Source organism: Mesocryomonas lacus (assembly GCF_055730135.2).
The window spans coordinates 1-17,233 of the sequence record NZ_JBUZWE020000006.1 but is presented as its reverse complement, the minus strand read 5'-3'; the positions used below and the strand labels follow the sequence as shown (position 1 = coordinate 17,233).

Here is a 17,233-nt window from a genome sequence, read left to right as displayed (position 1 = left end):
TCTCTTCAAAATGTTTACTTAGCCTTACAGAATAAACGTTATCTGCTTTCGCAATGGTCATGCGAAAGTTCCGCAAGGTCGATCAATCCATCGCAGCCCACCATGTCAGTAATCGAGCCCGCCATCCGACTGTCTCCCGGATCAATAAGCGTCGATCGGAAAGGTCAACATGCGCATCGCCCTCTTAGGAACTCTCCCGCTCAGCACAGTCTTCGCGCTCGTGGCGGGGATGACGATCGTGGGTCTATCAGCAACAGCGTCGGCGCAGGACGGCGGAGCTACGAAAATAGCAGTGGAAGGCACCTTCCCACCATTCAACTATCTCGATGCTGATAACAAGCTGCAGGGTTTCGACGTGGAGATTGCACGGGCGCTTTGCGGCGCTGCGCAGCTCACCTGCGAATTCGTGACGGAAAAGTGGGAGGACATGATCCCAAACCTGAACGGAGACAAATATGACGCCATTGTATCTTCAATGTCGAAGAGCGAAGAAAGGCAAAAGCTCGTCGCGTTCACGGACAGTTACTACACCAGCCCTTCGGTGTTTATCGTTCGAAAGAATGCAGATTTACCCGATTTCCGTTCCAGCTCGCTTGGAGGCCTTACCATGGGTGTGACACTTGGCACGGTGCAGGCAGCCTATGTCGCACAATTTTTTCCAAACGCGGAAGTGACTGTATTTCCCTCATCGCCCGATCTCTACAAGGGTCTTGCCGATGGAAGCATCGACGTCGCCTTCGAGGACAAGCTCGCCATCTACGATTGGCTGACGAACACTAAGGCAGGCACCTGCTGCGAGTTCAAGGGTGCGGATATAAGCGATCCGAAGTTCTTCGGTGATGGAGCTGGTATCGCGATCCGTAAATCCGACGACGAGCTGCGGGTGAAGCTGAATACTGCTTTGGCACGGATCACAGCCGACGGAAGCTACGACGCCATTAACGCGAAGTATTTTCCGTTCAGCATCAGATGACGGCGGCGGGTCTGCTGCTCTCCCTTGCGATGCTGATCATCGACCCGCTGCACCATCCAAGAATGCAGCGTCCTACGCTAGCGCAACGACGGCGTTGCCGGGGCCTATGTTATCGAACATCCGCGTCGACACAGCCGACGACGCCGCAGGCGCTACTTTGGCCTGGGGGCAGGGGGCCTTAAGGCGGCCATGGGTGGTGAGCGGCCTGTCCGCTTGCGGTCGGTTACGGCAGGAAAGCTGACGGTCTGGCATTCGGGCACAGCAATAGCCCGCATCCCTAGAGTGCAGAACGGCAGCCCTCTCGCGCCTTCCAGTCCCGTACGCAACGGGTCGTTCTCCGTTGGGCTCTCTGCGACGGCCGTTGAGAAGACAGCCATCATCGCCGCGGATGCAAGGACAAGGGACCGCATTGGTTATCCTTCGCTTCGAAGGAACGCCGTTTCCCATCTCGACACGGCCGGAGCCGTTCTCAAGAAAAGACCCCGGGCTGGCGGGGGAACGGCGGTGAGGAGGAAGAGAAGCGCTATGCACAAACGTCGGACGATCGCGCCACGACATTCAGTTGGCTCTTCGGTCTCGGTCAGTATCTCCAGCGCCATCGGGGCGAGGTCAGCGGGAACGCGGAGGTCGGCACCTCCCAGCGCCACCATCCAGTGCGACGCGACACTGGCAACATGCCAAACGCTGGAATGAACGGGAATGCCGGCGGCCTGTAGAGTCGACAGCGCCACAGCGCCGTCCGGCAAGCCGTAGGCCCAACCGATAATGACGAAGCGGTCTGGTGCAACGGCAGCACCGCTCATCGATTGGCCAATCCCCGAGCTGCGCGCTCGGTCCGGATCGACTCGACCTCGCGCCCGATCTGATCGCGCATATCCGCCAGACCCTTTCGCACCGAGGCATGGACGGCCAAGTCGAGGGCAGGGTCGGGGTAGCGAGTGTCCCAATCGAGGACGGAACCGATCGTGCGCTGGTGCTCGGGAATGTTACCGAAGGCCCAGCCGTTCACTTCGGGTCCGGTCATCTCCAACAATGACGAGAACAGCGCCGGCTCACCCGTCGGGTCCTGATCCGGAGCGGCGTTCAGGCGCGAGCGCCAGCGCAATTGCCCGGCATAGAACCAGAACGTCGCCTCGTTGCCCTTGCCGGATTGGAGAAGCGCCGGCGCCTTCATCATGAGTTCACTCGGGTGGCGCTTCCCCATCGTCTCGGCGCCGGCGGGAAAGGCATGATCTTGAGCCTGCGACGGAGGTGCCAACGAGAGAAGAAGGGCCGCGAGGAGGCAGGGGAGGCCGATACGAAGAACCATGCGACGAAACGAACCTCCCGTTTAATGCGGAACTGAAGCGTTCCCTCTCCTTCAAGGATTGGTTGTTCGGCCGGAAATTCAAGCAGGGCGTCAAAGGACGCTTCAGCCTCGTCGCTTGGAACGACGTTCGCCATCCGCTAAGGCGGGGAAGCTTGAAGGGCATTGCGCTCTGGCAGCTCTCTCACGGGACGTACAGTGCGCCCGGTTCGGGTTCGGAGGCTCATCGTCATGCCCATTGTCGTTCATATCGTGCTGGCGCTCGTCGTCGCCGCTCTGGTGGGAGGCGGTTTTATGATGTTCGATCGCTTACGCGGCACCGAATGGGTCGTGTCGCCGGGCAAGCTCGCGGCCGCACAGGCAGAGGGAAAGGCTGGCGTTGAGAGCGATCACGGCTCGGTCACGGTGCTGCCGATCCGCTCCGAGACCGCAGATGTCCTGCCTTTCAAATGGGCTTTGGCCGGGGTCGGTGCAGGCGTCGTCTGCTTCATCGCAACGCGCCGGCGGACCCCGCGCCGGACGGAGCCCTCATGACTCGCTGGAAAAGCGCCGCGTTCGCCCTCTGCGCGGTGCTCGCGGCTGTCCTACCCGGGCGGGCGATGGCCGATGCGGCGGGCGACGAACGCTATCTTCGCCTGGAAGACGCCGAGCGCATCTACACCGGAATGGCCAAGTTCGCGCGCATGCAGGGCCCCTTGATCGAGGTCGCGGATCGCCGGGACCTGCCCGCGCTAGCCGAGCGCGGCACTGCGCTGGCGGCGCAGACCTTCTCGGTGGGTGGCGCGCGTGATGCAATGCTCGAACGACTTCGTGAAATCCCCGGCGAGGTGCCAACGGCCTTCGACGCAATCTCCGACCGGATGCGGGCCGTAGAGGCGGAGTTCGCCTCTCGCTCGCTCGAAACGTTGCAGGCCGGCGAGGCGGACGTGGTGGCGCATTACGAGGCGCGACCTGATCGTGCATCTATAGATGCGATCGGCGACGCCATGGCGGCTCCCGATCTCGCGCGTGAAACCGCCGTGACGGGCCTACGGGTCAAGTGGATCTATGAGACCCTGCTGACGGGGAACATGGAGAAGCTGCACGCCATGACGCCCGCAATGATCGAGACAGGGATCCGCGAGGTGCTGGATCGCACGCGTGCGCCGGACGAACCTGAATATGGGGCCCCGCCGCTTCGCAAGGAGTTGGTGCGTGAGCAGAGGCGCATGGGTAAATGCATGGTCCTCTCGCATCTACCCGAAGCAGATGTGGCCGCCCTTGCGGCCTTCTACACAAGCGACGTAGGCCAGGCCAAACGCCGCGCGCTGGTCGAGGTCTTCGGCGCCCACAACGACGAAGATGGCGCTCGCTTCATCCGGCAACTCCTCGAACGGGAACGCAGCAAGACACCGTAGGGATAGGGGAGGCGGGCCGATAGCTTGTCCGGCTCGCTGTCACCGCGCCGGCCCGGCCGCTCCACGAAGCCTCCCCGTCACAGGACAAAACATCCGAGCGCCGCGGGAACGGCGAGACCGAGGTCAAGAAGGGGAACGAGAAGGGCGTCGCCGCGCATGGCCGAGACTAGCAAGCCAAAGCCCGCTCCGCCGACGCTCAGCAGTCGAGGTCCAGATCCTGGCGGCGCGGCTCGTGAAGCGCATGAGATCGCCGACTCTCCAAGCAGTCTGCCGTATCAGCAGCAGGACCGGAGGCCGGCGCTTGGGGCGGAATCGGGCGATGGATAAGAGTTTTGATCACGCCGAGCGTGCCGAAAAGCGCCGCCATGGCCGCAAGGAGCGTCGGGGCTTTGAAGCGGCGATCGCAGCTCGGACGCTGCCAGTACTCGGGGTCGCTTCGCCAGGAAGCGTTCCGATTGATATGCTACGCCACGCATTTTACCGCGCCGAGGAGCGCCCACGCCCCTGCAAAATCCGGCTCGGTGCCGGCTTCCGCCTGGCCGTGCCATTCGACTGCCAGCATCCCTGCCCTCGACGGGCGTTCGGCGCGCATCGTAACGCCGTCGCCTCCCGACCCGCCGGCCTCGCGGGAGACGGCGTAGCGGACGAGGTCGGCGCCGATGCGAATTTGCCCATCTAGCCCGGGCGAGGTCGCGCCACTGGGGCTAAGCGAGACCTTCATCTCGAAGGGGCGTCGCAGATCCTGCCAGCCCTCGGGTCGGACGAGAAGACCGCTCGCGCTCTGTCGAATGTCGAAGCCGGCGATGTCGGCGATGAGCCGACACGGGGCAGGCGGCGCCATAGTGATCCTGAGGGTCGTGTCCGGAAACACGTAGTCGACGAAAGCACTGTCATCGCTCCACCGGATCAGGCGGTGCGAGGAGCGCGACCCGAAATAGGGGCCGTCGATCGGGTTTCCGCTGAGCTCGTGATGCACGCCCGGTCCTTCGACCCGGTACTCGAACCAGCGACGCGGCGTATCGGTGAGGAAGCCGCGCTCCGACCAGTCCAATACCGAAGCCGTGAAGCGCCCATCCGGCGACTCACGGGTTTCGCCGGTCCCGATCGGCAACACATGGAGGGCCCGCACGATCGCTGCTACGCCCACAAGCATCGCGAGGCCGGCGAAAGCGAGAACCTGTCGCCGGGACCTCACGAAGAAAATGCCTGATTGGAAGGTTTGCAGTTCCGAGGGTTCATTTCGGCGGCCGGTCGATAGGGACAACGGTCTTCGGATCTTCGGTCCATGTCTTCGGAAACGGATGCACGGGGACTGCGGCACCCGGAGGGATCACCCCAAGATGGCGGTGAATGCGGGCGTAGTCGGGGTCTCCCGGCGCGTAACGCAGCTCGCCGTCGCCGAGCGCCAAGCCATCTTCGGTTTTGGCGCGAAGCCGCAAAACCAGAGTGCCGTCGGCGTCCTCGTGCGCCGACCCGATCGAGGCGTCGTCCGCTCGAACTGGAGCGCACGGGAACGACAGGCTCGCGAGCACGAGACCTGCGGCGGTCCAATCGCATCGGTTCACGGTCTCGTCTCCACCAGAGACCACGGACACCGGGCGCGGGACGACGAGGCGCGCGGACCCGTAGCCGCGCGACCAGTTCGCTGTCTCGTTGCCCCCCTCGGGGCGGCAACGGCAGCGTTATGACCTGGCAATCCGTTCATTGCGATTGCTCCGCCAGCGCCATTAGCATCTGCACGAACTCCGCTCTCGGGCAGGCTGCGCCGAACTCGTGCAGCACGTCGTTCCCATCGAAAAGAGCCACGCTACAAAGCGCATCCGTCGGCCCAGAGGCGTCGATTGAAGCTACGTCGGGCGTTGTCCAGATGGTGTTCGCGGCTAGAATAACTGCATATCCCTCGCTCGTCGTCAGGGCACGGCTCACGTCGCGCTCGATGACGGTCGCCCGCTCGCCATCGCCCGTGGTCGCGGAAAGGCGCGTGGTCGCCCTGCGGATGATGCGCGCGTCAAGATCGACGATGATCCAGCTCGCCTGCGACGACTGGGCGTTCCCGGTGGCGATGAGTGCTCCCCGCCCGGGTAGGTCGTCCGGAAAGGCGAGATGCACGCCGGCGCGATCGGTCCGGAAGGGAGAGGCGGCCTTCACGGGCGAGTAGGCGAGGCGCGGCTCCGCGGCGACGCCCATCCCGATCAACGAGGCCAGTGACCCAAGGGAAGCCGCCAGCACGAGCAAACAGATCTGCGTTCGGCGTCCCACGACGGCGGGTTTCGGCGTCGTATCTCGAACGAGCGGGGCGCCCCGCCTGAGGCAGTGCGAAGGCTTGCCATCGCTCATTCCTTCGGCGCCACCAGCTCGCGACGCGCATAGGCTGCGTGCACGTATCGACCGATCAGTTCGGAGAAGGCGTCGACCCTCATGCCTTTCACGCCGAAGGCATCGATCGTCACGGTGCGTCGCCGCCGGTTGACCTTGCTGTAGAACCAGAAGCCGCGTCGTTCGGGAAGCGGAGCGTCCTCGTTCAGCACCAACTGCAAAGCGAGACGTTGGTTGGCATAGACCTGGTACTTGGTGATGTCCGTCCAGGGAATGGGATCAAGGAACCGCGACGTCTCCAAGTGTTCGGATGTCAGCACGAGGAGCGGCGCGCGGCTCCGGCGATGGGAAACAATTGCGATCGCCGCGAAGCCCAGGAAGCCCGTGGCGCCGACGGCGCCGAGGATGGCCTGCGCCCACTCATCGTGTCCGAACCCGATCTGCGCCGCGGCCAGGACGACCCCGATCCCCATGATAGCAAAGAAGCCGCTGGCGATGCCCATGACCCAGATCATCGGCTTGGCGTTGTCGTAGAGGACAAGCGCCTCGGTGCCGACCGCCGCGACCGCCGTCTCGAGGCTCTCGCGATACTGGGCTTGCGCGCCGCGCGCCCGCGTCAGGAAGTCGAGAGTGAGCGCGCGGCAGGTCTCATCCCAGTTGGTGAACGCCTTGCGGCCGAAGGAGGGCGTGCTAGGCTCTGGGCGCCGGGTGGCATGCGCCAGCACGGTCTCGTCGATGCTGACGCCGAGTGCTTCGATCCGCTGGCTGGTGGGCGGATGGCTGTCGGTCGGGTGGGGTTGTTTATCTTCGAGATGTGCCGCTGGATCGGGGAAGCCTTCCTCCGCCGTAAGCCGAGCCGTGGCAGCGACGAGATTTTCTTCGCTCTTCTCCGGTGCTTGGAAGGCCTGTTCGAGAACAAAGGAAACCGCCGGCTCAATGATCGAGCTGCGGATCAATGCGGACGCCGCCCCCACCGGCCGGCTGATCAGGCTGCCGTTCCGATCGGCTTCGAACTCGCGCAGGCGACTCCAATGCGCCACGGCAACATCGAATTGTCCGATCGCATTAAAGCCGAGACGAGTAGCGGGCTGCACAACGAACGCGCCTCGGTTCGCCTGATGAAGGGCCTCGAGTGAACGCCAGAGCGTGGCGTAGATCGGCATGAACTTGCGGCTGTAGCGCGTGTCGTCGCCGGTGAAATGCGCCAGTTCGTGGCCGATGATGGCCGACACTTCGGCAGTATCAAGGAGTTCGAGGGCAGGGGCGGGCAGATACAGCGTCCGTCCCTCGAGGACGCGGTCCTCCGGCTCGACACGCACGGCCCCTTCGGTGACGTAGAACCCCTCCGTGAGACCTACGATGATCGTATCGGGGATTGGAGCGGCCTGGCGGACGGCGAGCTCGCGCACGAAACGCCAGAGGCCAGATGCTTCCTCCTCGCCGACCACACGGGCCAGAACCTCGATCGGCTGCGGTGTGAAAAGATCGAAGACCTTGCGCAGGCTGATGATCGCCATGACCGCGCCGTAGGCGGCTAGCGCGGCGAGCACGATGCCGGCGCCGGCGAGCTTGAGCTCGTTGCCGGAAACTCGTTCCCAAAACCACAGGCTGATCGCCTCGAACGAAGTCGCACAGAACAGCGCGATCCCAAAGCCGAGAACAACCATCGCCATGAGGATGGGAAGCACGATCCGCAACCGCCCAAAACTTTCGATCAACTGGTCGCGTGAGCGCCGAGCCCGCCAACCAGCGACGCGGGCAGCCAACAGGCCCAACCCCGCGCCAAACAGTACAAGGAGGCTGCCGCAGATGGTCGCCCAGGCCAACGGACCACGCGTTCGCGCCACGGCAAGATCGGTCTCCTGGCTGGCCACGGCGTTTTCGATCTGTGTTTTGGCTTCGGAGGCGGTAAGGACGAGGACATCGCTACCGTCTCCCTGGAAGCGTAGGGAAGCTTCTGGCTCCTCAGCGGCGATCTGGCGGATCTCGCCCAATGTCTGGCGAAGACCATCGATGGAGGCCGTCTGTGTTTCGACCATGACATCCGCCCGCTGCGTCTGCCACGCTCCGAGGGTCACCAAAGCGAGCGGCAAGACGAACAGCCAGACGACAAGACCGAACGTGGGCGAACGCCGCCAAATTGGTGGAGTTGATGACTGCTGCGACATCATGAACGGCTCCGGTCGCACGATCAGGATCTCGATCGAGCTTCGACGCGTCTTCAGAGCAGACTCGTGCGGGTTTTGCTATTCTTGTCCCGCAAGATCGTTCCAGGCTTTTCTCCAGCATTAGGTATCAAAAAGTCACTCAGGATCCATCGGTCTGCCTATTTTCCCTTGAGATACCTCCTACCACTAAGATTAGGGAGCCTCCGCGGTGCGAGCCGCGCATGCGTACCTCCGACACAACCTTCGCGCTTTTTTTACATATGTGGAACCCGCGGGGGATGCGCCTAGGTTAGCCTCCCGTGACAGCCGTCACGGCATCAACGTTGAATGCATCTCTTGCGCCGTATCATCTCTACCCTCGCCGCGATCTCCTTGATGGCATCGACCGTTGCAGGCGTTGCCCAGGACAAGCCGAGTCTCGCCGACCGCCGCGCGATCACTACCTACGAGAAGGAGCACTATCCGCCCCTCAAGCAGAAGATTTGGCAGGCCGCCGGGTTCGACGTTCCGATCGAGGTCGACTGGAACAGCCTCGCCGGGCCCGGGGATGCCGCGTACTACGAGCAGGACGACTACTTCGTGAAGACGATCTTCGAACCGATCGCGGGCGCGTTGGCCCAGATCACCAAGGACGACATGGGCAAGACGGCCCTGAAGGAGAGCCTCAAGAAGATCAGCGTCCGCTATGGCGACGACGGCATTTCGGCAACGGACTATGAGGAACGGGTCAAGTTCGACGGTGGGGTGCTGACAGTGAACTTCCGTCCGTACTACAACACTGCGGACGTCGAGGATCGTACGAACGCCATCCTGAAGGTCCTTGAAGCATCTCTCTGAACCAACCCCCGACAAACTCGGCTTGCGCAACGGGATCGCCCGTACGCAGGCCGATGTCCCGTTTGCCAGGCAGTTCACCAGCGGGATCGAATATGAGGCGCCATGTCCTTGCGGTGCTGTTGGCACTGCCGATCATTCTCATGGTCATCGGTGGTTGGGAGGTAGCACGGGCGGGCGCTGACCGCGCACGGTTCGATGGATCCGGGCACACAGGTTCGGCGGCCTCAATCACCGCCGACCGTGCCGAGAGCGCGGGAACCGAAGCAGATGCGGCGGTGGATGCGCGGACAGTGGCCCGCGTCAGGCAAGCTCTGGCGTGGTCAACCCTGGCAGCGGGAGGGCTGGGCGGCGTCGCGGGCGCCGGCGGTTTGGTATCGGTCATTCGATCCGTTGGCCGAGGGCGTCGATCACGACCGGATCTGGTCTCGGCCTTTCAAGCGCTCAGCCGGCTGTTGCCGACCGTGCTAGGAACCCAGATCGTTGCCACGGTCGTCGGCGTTGCGAGCGCGGTGGCATTCGAGGTGAGCGCGCTCTGGTCCGTACCCGACCCCGACGACCGGACCGTCCTCTTGGCGATCCTCGTTACGGCCTGCGCCGCGCTCGTCCTCTGGGCCGGGTACCGAACCTTGCGGAACCTCGGGCGCGCGCTGCGAGCCTTCGAGCCGCCCCCCCGTGTCATGTCCGCCATCCCCCTCACGGAATCTGCGGCCCCGGCCTTCTTTGCCTTCCTGCGCGACATCGCGCTGGAGCGAGGTGCCATCATGCCGCGGACGATCGCTGTCGGAGCCGAGGAAGGATTCTTCGTATCGGCACGTCCGGCTCTGCTCCATGCGTCGGCGGATGGCGATCCGATCGAAGGTCCCGGTCCGCTGTTGCACCTTCCCTTGCCCGTGATGGCGACGCTGGACCTTGAGGAGTTGCGAACGGTTCTGGCGCACGAGCTGGCTCATTTCGCGGGAGAGGACGTCGACTACGGAATGCGCTTCGCTCCGCTTTTCGGCGCGCTCGGCCAGACCGCGCACGCGATGTCGCTTAGGCGGGACGCCCCCGGCAGCACCTGGATCGACCGGGTGTTCGACCGGATCGTCCGGCCGCATACGGAGCTGGCGGTCTTTGCCTATGAACAGTTCGGCCTTCTTGTTGCCCACTGGAGCCGGGTCCGGGAGACCGAAGCCGACAGTGCGGCCATCGCCTCTGGGTCCGCAGGGGCGCTTGCCAGCTCCCTGCTGCGGGTCGCTCTTGCGACCGAGGCGTCGGACGTCGCGCGACGGCGCTTCGCCGAGCGCAACCCATCCGGAAACAGGGATCTGACGGAGTCCGTCCTGCTTTCGATGGAAACGCGAGAGCCCGCTGATGCGCAGGTGCATTTGGGGGACGAAACCCCTCACCCGACCGACACCCATCCGCCCACGTGGCAGCGCATCGAGAATGTGGGCGAGACGGTGGGCAGGTCTCTCCTGATGCACGCCTCGCGCCCGGTAAAGGAGGATGACCTCGCGGCGCTCGCAAAGCTCCTCGATTGGAGGGGTCTGTCGGCCGAGTTGACGACAAGGTTCCGGGCGGAGGCCACGCGGAGCCAGGCGGCATATCGCGCCGGGCTTGCCGACGCTGCCGCAGCCGGAAACGAACTCTTTGAGACTGCACTCCGAGCATCCGTTCTGCGTCCGGTCGTCATCCTCGCGGTGACTGGAACGCTGCTGCTTGTGATCGCGGCGGGATGCATCGCCGCCGCTCTCTACGGTGGCGAGCAGGACCGAGAGGCTTGGCGTTTCCTTTTCGGGTGTGCCGCGGTCGCCGGCGCCCTGCTTGGGCTCGTCGCCCTGTCCGCCATCCGTTTGTGGCGCACGCGGAATAGACCCTACCTCGTGCTCGACCCAGAGGGTTTCAGGTCACCCGGCATTAAAGGTGCTGTCCGGTGGGTCGATGTGGCGGCACTCGGAGTTACGACGGAACTATCACCTACCACCTGGTTCTCCCTTTACCCTGAAACCCCGTTGCCAGAGCGCACCGGAGCGGTTCGGCGACTGCACGTCGACAGGGAGGCACGCGTCGTGAAATTCGTCGGCATCCTGCCACGTGGTGTCGCCCCGGAGGAGCTACGCGACCTCCTTGCCAGGCACGTGAACTCAGCTCACGCCCGGCATGCGTTGGTGCTCGAAGACGCGGAACCGCGAACCTAGAGCTTGCGAACAAACGGGAAACATGGAGCGTCCTCGCCGACCGAGGAACGATTCGCCGATGCCAGCAACCGCCTATCTCGACAAGCTGAATGCCGAACAGCGCTTGGCCGTGGAACACGGTGTGGATGGCGGCATCGCCCGCGCGGCGGCACCTCTGCTGGTGATAGCGGGCGCCGGGTCTGGCAAGACCAACACGCTTGCACACCGGGCCGCGCATCTCATCGTCAACGGCGCCGACCCTCGACGCATTCTGTTGATGACCTTCTCGCGGCGCGCCGCCGGGGAGATGAAGCGGCGGGTCGAGCGGATCGCCGGCGAGGTGATCGGCAAGGATGCCGGGGTCATGACCGATGCCTTGACCTGGGCCGGGACCTTCCACGGCATCGGTGTGCGGCTGCTGCGCGACTACGCCGAGCAGATCGGGCTCGATCCGGCCTTCACGATCCATGACCGCGAGGACTCCGCCGACCTGATGAACCTCGTCAGGCATCAGATCGGACTGTCGAAGACCGAGAACCGCTTTCCGACCAAGGGCACGTGCCTCGCCATCTATTCGCGCTGCGTGAACGCTCAGCTCGGGATCGACGAGGTCCTGCACGACACCTTCCCGTGGTGCGGCGAGTGGGCGGCCGAGCTCCGACAACTCTTTGCCGAGTACGTCGATGCCAAGGAGCGGCAGAACGTCCTCGACTACGACGACCTGCTGCTGTTCTGGGCGCAAACCGCGCTCTCGCCTGAGCTCGCCCGGGACATGGGTGACCGCTTCGACCATGTGCTGGTCGACGAGTACCAGGACACCAACCGTCTTCAGTCTTCGATTCTTCTGGGGCTGAAGCCAGACGGTGCCGGGCTGACGGTCGTCGGCGACGACGCCCAGTCGATCTATTCGTTCCGCGCGGCCGAGGTCCGCAACATCCTCGACTTTCCCGCTCAGTTCACGCCGGCCGCACGGATCGTCACGCTGGATCGCAACTACCGCTCGACCCAGCCGATCCTCGAAGCTGCCAACGGGGTCATCGGCCTTGCCGCGGAGCGCTTCACCAAGAACCTCTGGACCGAGCGCGAATCCCTCGTGCGTCCGGCGCTCGTCGTTCTCCGGGACGAAGCCGAGCAGGCGCGCTACGTCGTCGAGAAGGTGCTGGAGGCACGGGAGGCCGGGACGCTGCTGAAGCAACAAGCTGTCCTGTTCCGAACGTCGAGCCACGCCGGCCCGCTGGAGATCGAGCTGACCCGGCGCAACATCCCCTTCGTGAAGTTCGGCGGCCTGAAGTTCCTCGACAGCGCGCATGTGAAGGACCTATTGGCGCTGCTCCGGTTCGCCCAGAACCCACGGGACCGGGTGGCTGGTTTCCGGGTTCTCCAACTGATGCAGGGCGTCGGGCCGACCTCCGCGCAGCAGGTACTGGACCAGATCGGCGGTGGGGCGGATCCGCTGCGGACGCTGGACGAGATCGCGCCGCCTGCCCGCGCCGCCGCCGACTGGCCGGACTTCGTCACCGCGGTGCAGGCTCTTCGCCTGGGAGGCGCGGGGTGGCCGGCCGAACTCAATCTCGCCCGCACATGGTACGAGCCGCATCTGGAGCGGTTGCACGAGGACGCGACCGTCAGGAAGGCAGATCTCCTCCAGCTCGAGCAGATCGCTTCCGGCTACCGCTCGCGCGAGCAGTTCCTCACCGAAATGACGCTCGATCCGCCGGACGCGACCAGCGACCAAGCAGGCGTGCCCCTGCTCGACGAGGACTACTTAATCCTCTCGACCATCCATTCGGCCAAGGGCCAGGAGTGGAAGTCGGTGTTCGTCTTGAATGTCGTCGACGGCTGCATGCCGTCCGATCTCGGAACGGGCACGACACCCGAGCTCGAGGAAGAACGGCGCCTACTCTACGTCGCGATGACCCGTGCCAAGGACGAGCTCCATCTCCTCGTCCCGCAGCGGTTCTTCACGCATGGCCAAGCGAGAGGAGGCGACCGACACGTCTACGCCGCCCGCACGCGGTTCATACCTACATCGCTCCTGCCGCTTCTGGAAATGAGCTCTTGGCCGTCGGTGACGGGAGTAGACGGACAGAGAGTTGGGACACAGGGTCCGCGTATCGACGTCCGCGCGCAGATGCGGGGCATGTGGCGGTAGGAACTGCGAGCAAGTTGTAGAACCGTCCCTAAACACCTTGGGCCGACAAAATCGCGACTGAACGCAACCGCACAGGTTCGCGGTGGGAGCCTTCACGCGTTCTGCAAGTTGCGTCTCCACGAGCGCACGCTCTTCTCGACCAACTGCCCAGATCTCATCTGCTTCAGTGGCGTCTTTAACCACGCCCAAGGATACGTCCCCATGCCCAATCGTCAGAAGAGCCTCGTCGACCAGGTGGTCGTCATCACCGGCACCAGCGCGGGCATCGGCCTTGTAACGGCGCGCCGGGCCGCCGCCCGAGGTGCGTCCGTGGTCCTCGCATCGAGGGACGCGGCGTCTCTTGCGGTGATCGCCGCCCAGATCGAGGCCGCAGGCGGCAGCGCTCTTGCAGTCGTCGCAGACGTGACGAGCGAGGCCGACGTGGAGCGTATCGTCGAAACGGCGCGGGAGCGTTTCGGGCGCATCGACACGTGGGTGAACAACGCGGGAGTGGCCGCCTACAGTACCTTGGCGGAATTGCCGATCGCCGAGCACCGTAAGATCTTCGAGACCAACTACTGGGGGTTGGTGCATGGCACGCTGGCGGCTGTCCGGCACTTCCGCAGCCGTCCCGGCGCGGGCACGGTCATCAACATCGGATCGGTCAACTCCGACATCGCCATCCCGCTTCTCAGTGCCTACTCGGCATCCAAGCATGCGGTGAAAGGCTTTAACGACGCGCTTCGCCGCGAGCTTCTCGTCTCCGATCCGAACATCCGCATCACGCTCATCAAGCCCTCCGGTATTGCGACCGGCTTCCCGCAGCACGCCCGCAATCACCTCGAGAGCGAGCCGCAGGTCGTCCCTCCGCTCTACGCCCCGGAGATCGTTGCCGACGCTATCCTGGACGCAGCCGCATGGCCGCAGCGCGAGATCGTCGTCGGCGCCGTCGGGCCGCTCCTTTCGATCCCGCTGGCCCTGTTCCCGAGGTTGATGGACCGCATCCTGGCCGTTGCCGTGCCGCCGCTGTCCCGCTCGTCGAATCCGCATACCAGGTCCGACAACCTCGACTCCCCGACGGGCACGCGGGAGGAGCGCTACCGTTACGCGCCCGGCATGCCCATCAGCCCTTACACGGCAGCCCAAAAGCATCGTGGGGCGATCACGGTCGCGCTCCTGCTGGTCGGGCTTACGGCGATGGCAACGAGGATGTCCCGACTCCGGCGATAGCGTCGCGCGCCTGCGGCACGCAGCAACGACGCCGGGCCCCTGAACGTCGTCCGGCAGGTTGGGTCAGGGCTGGTCGATTTCCGGAGGAACGTTCCCCAAGGTCTCGTCCGGCTGGCCCTCACTTGAATCGGCATCTGGGCCGTGTCCGTCGTCGGCAGGTTTCAGCATGGTTCCGTTCACCGTCACGGAGCCATCGGCAGCCGTGGCGATGACCCATTCCAGACGACCATCGCCCTTCGGACGTGAGAAGCCCTTCGCAAGCTGGAGCATTCCGATAGCCTGGTTGAGGGTCGGCTCCGTCGCCGCCGCGCTCTGAAGGGTGGCGATGGTCGCGTCGAGGCCACCGACATCGACCGCCATGGTTGCGACAGGCAGTCCGGACGGGAATGAGACGTCGCCACTGAAAGCGAGGTCGAGATCGCCTGCGTGGATGCGGCTCGGCTTGATGTGCGTGCGGATTTTCTCCGGTGCAAAAGCCGCCTGGACCTCAGCCTGTGCCTCAGGCGACAAGGGCGGATCTTTCGTAAAGTCTGCCTCACGAAGCGCTATCTCGGCTGGTGCCGACAGATTGGCACCGGACACCGTGAAGCCGATCTCGATCAGGTCCGGCACGAACGAGTTTCCCCAAGCCGGCATCAACGGTGTCGCTGCCGTTATCCCCTTCAGTGACAGGTCCATGTCGAATGACCCGTTAGAGGAGATCCCGCTCATTCGCAGGGACTGGCTCGCCTCTTGGACCCCGACCTCGCCGTAGAGGGAGCTGATCTTGATGTTCCGAGCGGACGCAGATCCATCAAGGCTGTCCCACAGGGGGAGGACAGCACGCAGCTTGTTCTTCAGCTCGGCACCGAACGGACCGGCCAGCGTGCCCTTGGCGTCTGTTTGAAGTTCAGCGGCCCGCGAGATCGCAAGTGTGTACAGGTCGAGCACCGCCCGGGTACGAGCCGTCTTGGCACCCCCCTCCGATATGACCGTCGCGGCGCCGAACTCGAATCCCACCGTCGTGGCCGCGGCGTCCCCTTCTGTCGGAAACTGGAATGAGGTCGTTTGCCTGACGGTATCGTAGGTCTGCTTGAAAGCGATATCTGCCGCACCGCCGTTGGCGGGCGAAGCGCTCATCGACATCCGCGTCGTATCAATCGTGGAGATGCTGCTCGACATCGCATCGCGTGAAGAGCTGTTGGTGGTGCCAATCTCCCCCTCAGCACTAAGGAAGGCAGCAAGCTCAGGCGAGAAGACGCCCTTCAGGACCTGTGACGCCTGCCGATAGTCGAAGCTCTGCTCTTCGCCCTCCACGTTGACGGTTGCGGAGACTGCGACGGGGTCGGCGGTAAACACGTTCCATGTTCCATCGCCCCGTTCGCTGACGACGAAGGACAAGGGCGAAAACGTTAGGGGTTTGCCAGCCAGCTCGGACAAAAAGGAGGCTGGGTCCAGAATGATCTTCTGTCCCCGCGGATCCGGTTCGATCCGCAAGAATCCGTTCTCGAAGGGCACGGCCGTGACATAGGAGGTCAGGGCATCCTTAAGCATCGCGGCACCCTTGACGGTCCCAGCCGCTGCCGGATCCGGGAGGGACTTTGCGTCCTGGGCGAAGCTCGGTACGGCCAAAGCCGACGACAGCGCCAAAATGATCGTCGAAACAGCGAATACGGGTCGCATTCAGGGCATCTCCGTATGTGGCAGAGATTCAATACGGGCGTGCAATGTCATGCGTGTTGCAACACTACCGCCTCTATGTCGAGAACTTCGGCCAAGGTCTCTAACTCATCGCTCGTGGCTGCTAAGCCTTGCTCGATCTCGTTGAGCCGTTCGTCGGACATCCCGGCGGCAGCGGCGACATCGTGCTGCGCACGACCCGCCTCCTGCGTGATCGCGCGCACAGGCGGTGTCCCATCATCGATTGCTTCCATCACGGTCTCCGGCATTGACTGACGTTTCCATGATCGTTCTCTCCCCACGACTGTTCTAGTAGCCCGCAGCTCAGCATTGGGTGCCGAACATCAGGAGAACATGGAACCTGAACCTTTGTTCAGCGGCCAGCGAACGATATTGGTTCGCGCGCCCTGCATTCGAATGGCTGTCTCAGATTGCCCATAATTTGTACGCCGCTCCGTTGTTGCCTTTTGTTTTGGTCCGCTGATGATTGTCCTCCTTGCTCTTTTTCCGCTCGCTCTTTTTGCAACTTTAACGTTGAACGTCGCGCTGCGCGTTCGATCAGGGAGCTGGCTTGCAACTTCAGGCGCTCCGCTTCTCCTGCTGCTGACATTGGCGGCCTGCTACATCGCTGGCTTCCTTGAGGTGTCCGCAGATCCATTCTTCGACGACAACGGCTCCCCCGAATTCATCGAGCTGAGGTTTCGCTGGGTCTGGGTCTTGATCTTCGGTGGCATGTTTTCGCTTGTGGCCGTTCCCTTGGTGTTTCTCGTGCGCGCGGTATGCAGTGGCTTCCGCTCGAGGCGGAAGGCCAAGGGTGCGCGCCCCGGGTAGACGTGTCGAAACCTGTCGATCCTACCGTCGCGTTTAATGTAGCACACTACGCTAACCGAGAGGCCGCCCGGAGGCCGCCAAACGTAACGGACGAATCCGCCATTAGGTAGCAAAAGCCACCAAGTGAGATTGACCCCGAACGTTGGAATACTGACTAAGCTGGGTGGCAAGCAGTCCGTCAGCTTAGAGGCCGCCTAAAAATGAAAAAGCTGCCGTTTGTGATTGG

Annotated in this window: 16 protein-coding genes; 8 read left to right on the top strand and 8 right to left on the bottom strand. The window is 63.6% G+C overall.

The genetic code is table 11. From position 1 onward, the window contains the following. Positions 1–154 precede the first annotated feature (154 nt). Positions 155–973, top strand: coding sequence for an ABC transporter substrate-binding protein (locus ACZLZY_RS10915; RefSeq protein WP_472934200.1), 819 nt, complete (start codon positions 155–157; stop codon positions 971–973). 413 nt (positions 974–1,386) lie between these two features. Here the strand turns inward: ACZLZY_RS10915 and ACZLZY_RS10910 are convergent, their stop codons facing one another. Beyond that, positions 1,387–1,776 carry a hypothetical protein gene (locus ACZLZY_RS10910; protein ID WP_472933933.1) on the bottom strand — a complete coding sequence of 130 codons (390 nt, stop codon included), beginning with the start codon at positions 1,774–1,776 and terminating at the stop codon, positions 1,387–1,389. Continuing rightward, complete coding sequence (locus ACZLZY_RS10905) at positions 1,773–2,282, bottom strand: hypothetical protein (protein ID WP_472933932.1); 510 nt, start codon at positions 2,280–2,282, stop codon at positions 1,773–1,775. The genes ACZLZY_RS10910 and ACZLZY_RS10905 overlap by 4 nt, the downstream gene beginning before the upstream one ends. A gap of 228 nt (positions 2,283–2,510) precedes the next feature. Here ACZLZY_RS10905 and ACZLZY_RS10900 point away from each other — a divergent pair, with 228 nt between their 5' ends. Then, entirely contained in the window at positions 2,511–2,813 is a 303-nt protein-coding gene (locus tag ACZLZY_RS10900) for a hypothetical protein (protein ID WP_472933931.1), read from the top strand. Further along, the gene (locus ACZLZY_RS10895) at positions 2,810–3,676 is read left to right on the top strand and encodes a hypothetical protein (RefSeq protein WP_472933930.1); all 867 of its coding nucleotides are present in this window, start codon (positions 2,810–2,812) and stop codon (positions 3,674–3,676) included. Before ACZLZY_RS10900 ends, ACZLZY_RS10895 begins: the two co-directional genes overlap by 4 nt. Before the next feature lie 463 nt (positions 3,677–4,139). On the opposite strand, the gene ACZLZY_RS10890 is transcribed toward ACZLZY_RS10895, so the two are convergent. The 4 genes from ACZLZY_RS10890 to ACZLZY_RS10875 all read right to left on the bottom strand — a co-directional run bounded on the left by ACZLZY_RS10890 (position 4,140) and on the right by ACZLZY_RS10875 (position 8,163). After that, entirely contained in the window at positions 4,140–4,940 is an 801-nt protein-coding gene (locus tag ACZLZY_RS10890) for a Tsi3 family protein (RefSeq protein WP_472933929.1), read from the bottom strand. After that, positions 4,912–5,241 carry a hypothetical protein gene (locus ACZLZY_RS10885; RefSeq protein WP_472933928.1) on the bottom strand — a complete coding sequence of 110 codons (330 nt, stop codon included), beginning with the start codon at positions 5,239–5,241 and terminating at the stop codon, positions 4,912–4,914. Before ACZLZY_RS10885 ends, ACZLZY_RS10890 begins: the two co-directional genes overlap by 29 nt. Positions 5,242–5,377: 136 nt before the next feature. Next, on the bottom strand, positions 5,378–6,013 hold the full coding sequence (locus ACZLZY_RS10880) for a hypothetical protein (RefSeq protein ID WP_472933927.1): 636 nt from the start codon (positions 6,011–6,013) through the stop codon (positions 5,378–5,380). Further along, the gene (locus ACZLZY_RS10875; RefSeq protein WP_472933926.1) at positions 6,010–8,163 is read right to left on the bottom strand and encodes a M48 family metalloprotease; all 2,154 of its coding nucleotides are present in this window, start codon (positions 8,161–8,163) and stop codon (positions 6,010–6,012) included. Before ACZLZY_RS10875 ends, ACZLZY_RS10880 begins: the two co-directional genes overlap by 4 nt. 372 nt (positions 8,164–8,535) lie before the next feature. Here ACZLZY_RS10875 and ACZLZY_RS10870 point away from each other — a divergent pair, with 372 nt between their 5' ends. The 4 genes from ACZLZY_RS10870 to ACZLZY_RS10855 all read left to right on the top strand — a co-directional run bounded on the left by ACZLZY_RS10870 (position 8,536) and on the right by ACZLZY_RS10855 (position 14,517). Further along, positions 8,536–8,997: a hypothetical protein gene (locus tag ACZLZY_RS10870; protein WP_472933925.1), complete on the top strand. Its 462-nt coding sequence runs from the start codon at positions 8,536–8,538 to the stop codon at positions 8,995–8,997. Between the two features lie 92 nt (positions 8,998–9,089). Beyond that, complete coding sequence (locus ACZLZY_RS10865; RefSeq protein WP_472933924.1) at positions 9,090–11,177, top strand: M48 family metalloprotease; 2,088 nt, start codon at positions 9,090–9,092, stop codon at positions 11,175–11,177. A 58-nt stretch (positions 11,178–11,235) separates the two neighbouring features. Then, positions 11,236–13,308 carry an ATP-dependent helicase gene (locus ACZLZY_RS10860; RefSeq protein WP_472933923.1) on the top strand — a complete coding sequence of 691 codons (2,073 nt, stop codon included), beginning with the start codon at positions 11,236–11,238 and terminating at the stop codon, positions 13,306–13,308. A gap of 108 nt (positions 13,309–13,416) precedes the next feature. Then, complete coding sequence (locus tag ACZLZY_RS10855; protein ID WP_472933922.1) at positions 13,417–14,517, top strand: SDR family oxidoreductase; 1,101 nt, start codon at positions 13,417–13,419, stop codon at positions 14,515–14,517. A 63-nt stretch (positions 14,518–14,580) separates the two neighbouring features. Here the strand turns inward: ACZLZY_RS10855 and ACZLZY_RS10850 are convergent, their stop codons facing one another. Both ACZLZY_RS10850 and ACZLZY_RS10845 read right to left on the bottom strand, forming a co-directional pair. Then, positions 14,581–16,179, bottom strand: a complete 1,599-nt coding sequence (locus ACZLZY_RS10850; protein ID WP_472933921.1) for a hypothetical protein — start codon at positions 16,177–16,179, stop codon at positions 14,581–14,583. Positions 16,180–16,226: 47 nt separating this feature from the next. Further along, on the bottom strand, positions 16,227–16,430 hold the full coding sequence (locus ACZLZY_RS10845; RefSeq protein WP_472933920.1) for a helix-turn-helix domain-containing protein: 204 nt from the start codon (positions 16,428–16,430) through the stop codon (positions 16,227–16,229). A 229-nt stretch (positions 16,431–16,659) separates the two neighbouring features. Between ACZLZY_RS10845 and ACZLZY_RS10840 the strand changes: the two genes are divergently transcribed. Next, the gene (locus ACZLZY_RS10840; protein ID WP_472933919.1) at positions 16,660–17,007 is read left to right on the top strand and encodes a hypothetical protein; all 348 of its coding nucleotides are present in this window, start codon (positions 16,660–16,662) and stop codon (positions 17,005–17,007) included. Positions 17,008–17,233 lie beyond the last annotated feature (226 nt).

Excerpts from the sequence above, each read along its gene's own strand:
- ACZLZY_RS10910 (WP_472933933.1), bottom strand. The coding sequence starts at position 1,776 with ATGAGCGGTGCTGCCGTTGCACCAGACCGCTTCGTCATTATCGGTTGG.
- ACZLZY_RS10905 (WP_472933932.1), bottom strand. The coding sequence starts at position 2,282 with ATGGTTCTTCGTATCGGCCTCCCCTGCCTCCTCGCGGCCCTTCTTCTC.
- ACZLZY_RS10900 (WP_472933931.1), top strand. The coding sequence starts at position 2,511 with ATGCCCATTGTCGTTCATATCGTGCTGGCGCTCGTCGTCGCCGCTCTG.
- ACZLZY_RS10895 (WP_472933930.1), top strand. The coding sequence starts at position 2,810 with ATGACTCGCTGGAAAAGCGCCGCGTTCGCCCTCTGCGCGGTGCTCGCG.
- ACZLZY_RS10880 (WP_472933927.1), bottom strand. The coding sequence starts at position 6,013 with ATGAGCGATGGCAAGCCTTCGCACTGCCTCAGGCGGGGCGCCCCGCTC.
- ACZLZY_RS10875 (WP_472933926.1), bottom strand. The coding sequence starts at position 8,163 with ATGATGTCGCAGCAGTCATCAACTCCACCAATTTGGCGGCGTTCGCCC.
- ACZLZY_RS10870 (WP_472933925.1), top strand. The coding sequence starts at position 8,536 with ATGGCATCGACCGTTGCAGGCGTTGCCCAGGACAAGCCGAGTCTCGCC.
- ACZLZY_RS10865 (WP_472933924.1), top strand. The coding sequence starts at position 9,090 with ATGAGGCGCCATGTCCTTGCGGTGCTGTTGGCACTGCCGATCATTCTC.
- ACZLZY_RS10860 (WP_472933923.1), top strand. The coding sequence starts at position 11,236 with ATGCCAGCAACCGCCTATCTCGACAAGCTGAATGCCGAACAGCGCTTG.
- ACZLZY_RS10850 (WP_472933921.1), bottom strand. The coding sequence starts at position 16,179 with ATGCGACCCGTATTCGCTGTTTCGACGATCATTTTGGCGCTGTCGTCG.
- ACZLZY_RS10845 (WP_472933920.1), bottom strand. The coding sequence starts at position 16,430 with ATGGAAGCAATCGATGATGGGACACCGCCTGTGCGCGCGATCACGCAG.
- ACZLZY_RS10840 (WP_472933919.1), top strand. The coding sequence starts at position 16,660 with ATGATTGTCCTCCTTGCTCTTTTTCCGCTCGCTCTTTTTGCAACTTTA.